Genomic DNA, 2,280 nt, shown 5'->3' with positions numbered 1-2,280 from the left:
GGCGGTCGTGTCGAGGTGGATGTCGGCATCCGGGCCGTACGCCCGCGAGCGCAGCTCGGCGAGCTCCCGCTGGCGCTCGGACGACGGTGGCGGCGCATCCATGCTTCGATTATCGTCCGCGGCCACGCACTCGGCCGAAGCTCAGCCGTCGATCGACCGCATGGTCGGCGCCTCGACGACCCGGACGAGGACCGCGCCGTCCCGCAGCGCCAGCCGGAGGACGTGGCCGACCGGCACGTCGCCCAGGGCCTCGAGACCTGCGAGGCGGGAGTCCTCGCGGTACTGGAGCAGATCGATCGTGGGCTCGCCGTCCCAAGGCGTGCAGTCGACTCGCCACCGCGGCGGACTTGCAGACGTCACGAAAAGGCACGTCGTGCTGCTCCCCCGCGGCGCACTCCATACGTTCAGGCCCCGGAACTCGTCGTACAGTCGCACGTCGCCTTGAGCGATTCCGAGGTACCCGAGCTGTCCGACCTCGCTGAGCTGCTCCGCGGCGGCTCGCGGAACATCCAGCTGCCGATACAGCACGACATCGGATGAGCCGGCGGTGAGGGTCGAGCCGACCGCCGCCACCACGAGTCCCACCGTCGCGATCATCGCGGCCCGGCGGCGACGCCGAGAAGCGCGTGCGATCGGCTTCGTTTCCCCGAACGCTTCGATGTCGGTCGCTGACGGTGCGGCAGAGTCCGCCGGTTCGATGGAGGATCCCGATGTGGTCGTCTCTTCCGACGCCGCGCCGTGACCCGACATCAGCTCGAGTTCGGCCAAGCGCGCGATGGCCTCCGCGTCGTTCCAGATGTCTGCGTCCGGACCGTACGCGCGTCGCCGCAGCTCATCGAGCTCGGCGGCATCCGTTCGGGAGGACGACTCCCGCGTCGCGCCCATGCCATCATTATCCGCGCGACACACCGGCGAGGCGAGGGGTGGGCCGCATCAATCTGCGGTGTTGTCGATGAGGCCCAGGTAGACATCGATCGCATCGTCGTGCAGGACGAAGCGGACAGTCGACTGCGACGGAATCCGGCCGCCTTCCGGCGCCTCCGGCATCCAGCTGTTCACGCTGAGGACGTCCACCACGGTATCGATGGTCGGCGCCGTGCATCCGACCCCTACCACCTCACCGCCCACGCTGACCACCAGGCATCGACGGCGGGCGGCTCCGGTCATCTCCCAGGCGTCGATGGCGCCGTACTCGCCGTGAGAAATGAACCCCGGATCCGTCACCTCCCAACGCTGCAGATCCTGCGGCTCCACGACGGGAAGGTCGGTTCCGCGGGGGACATTCCTCAGTGCCTCGAGATGCGCGACCGGCTGCGGACGGGAGAATCGCTCGTACGCCAGCGTCACCACTGCGACCACAGCCACGACCGACGCGATGATCGCGATGAAGGGCAGTGCACGCCCGATCCGCCCAGCGGGCGGTGCGGGAACGTCTGCTACCGGTGGCAGTGGATCGAGCTGCGGGTTTGCTCCCCGCGGACTCGGTCCGCGGACGCCTGGACCGGGGCCATCGCCGGTCTCACCCGTCGGAGCCTCGTCTGATGTGGCTCGTCCTCGTCGCGCGAAATGTCGCTCCAGCTCCACGAGGCGTGCTTGCGCGACCGGATCCGTACCGATGTCGGCGTTCGGACCATACGCTCGCCGCCGCAGTGCGGCGAGCTCGTCGGCAAGCGTGTGTCCCCCATTCACGGGGTCATTGTCCACCCGCGTCGACGCGAGTGACAGGGCCTTGCGTCGGCTGCGGCTCAGGACCCGCCGCTCGCCTCAGGGGCCTCGTCGTCCGGAACTGCGCGATCGTTCTCGGCGAAGTCGCGCTCCAGAACATCGAGGCGGGCCTGGGCGTCGGGGTCCGACGCGATATCGGGGTCGGGTCCGTAGGCGCGGATGCGCAGCGCGGTGAGCTCGGCGGCATCCTCGTCGTCGGCGGGGGGAAGGGTGTCCATCGGGCCATTGTGCACCCGCCAAAGGGCCGCCGGTAGTTCTTGCAGAATGGGTCCCGATATGACAAAAGCCCCGATGAACGGGGCTGTATCTCTTGCTGGGGTACCTGGACTCGAACCAAGAACAACGGTAGCTCGTCGGAATGAGTAGATCCCTTTCGTGTTGCCGCAAGATCCCGCGGATTTCCGCGTTTTTCATGGGTCGAGTATACCGGCTGGCACTGGCGGGAACGGGCTGATTCTGGGTCGCTGAAGGCGTTCTTGGTCTCGTTTTCGGTCACGGTGGCGGGACGACTTCCGCGCCCTGCCCCGGCCCAACGAGATCAATCTGCACGGAGCA

Annotated in this window: 3 protein-coding genes; all 3 read right to left on the bottom strand. The window is 67.9% G+C overall.

Going from position 1 to position 2,280, the window contains the following annotated elements; genetic code table 11:
• Nucleotides 1–141 precede the first annotated feature (141 nt).
• The 3 genes from VFX99_RS05120 to VFX99_RS05110 all read right to left on the bottom strand — a co-directional run bounded on the left by VFX99_RS05120 (nt 142) and on the right by VFX99_RS05110 (nt 1,943).
• Complete coding sequence (locus VFX99_RS05120; RefSeq protein ID WP_329665238.1) at nt 142–885, bottom strand: hypothetical protein; 744 nt, start codon at nt 883–885, stop codon at nt 142–144.
• A gap of 48 nt (nt 886–933) precedes the next feature.
• Nucleotides 934–1,365 (bottom strand): hypothetical protein, encoded by a 432-nt coding sequence (locus VFX99_RS05115; RefSeq protein WP_329665237.1) that lies wholly within the window; start codon nt 1,363–1,365, stop codon nt 934–936.
• Between the two features lie 380 nt (nt 1,366–1,745).
• Nucleotides 1,746–1,943 carry a hypothetical protein gene (locus tag VFX99_RS05110; RefSeq protein WP_329665236.1) on the bottom strand — a complete coding sequence of 66 codons (198 nt, stop codon included), beginning with the start codon at nt 1,941–1,943 and terminating at the stop codon, nt 1,746–1,748.
• Between the last annotated feature and the right edge of the window lie 337 nt (nt 1,944–2,280).

Source organism: Microbacterium sp. (assembly GCF_036277215.1).
Lineage (GTDB): Bacteria > Actinomycetota > Actinomycetes > Actinomycetales > Microbacteriaceae > Microbacterium.
Note: the sequence above shows the minus strand (reverse complement) of the source record. Positions and strands in the feature narration are given on the sequence as shown.

Bases quoted from the DNA above. Each gene is read 5' to 3' on its own strand.
- VFX99_RS05110 (WP_329665236.1), bottom strand. From the start codon at position 1,943: ATGGACACCCTTCCCCCCGCCGACGACGAGGATGCCGCCGAGCTCACC.
- VFX99_RS05120 (WP_329665238.1), bottom strand. From the start codon at position 885: ATGGGCGCGACGCGGGAGTCGTCCTCCCGAACGGATGCCGCCGAGCTC.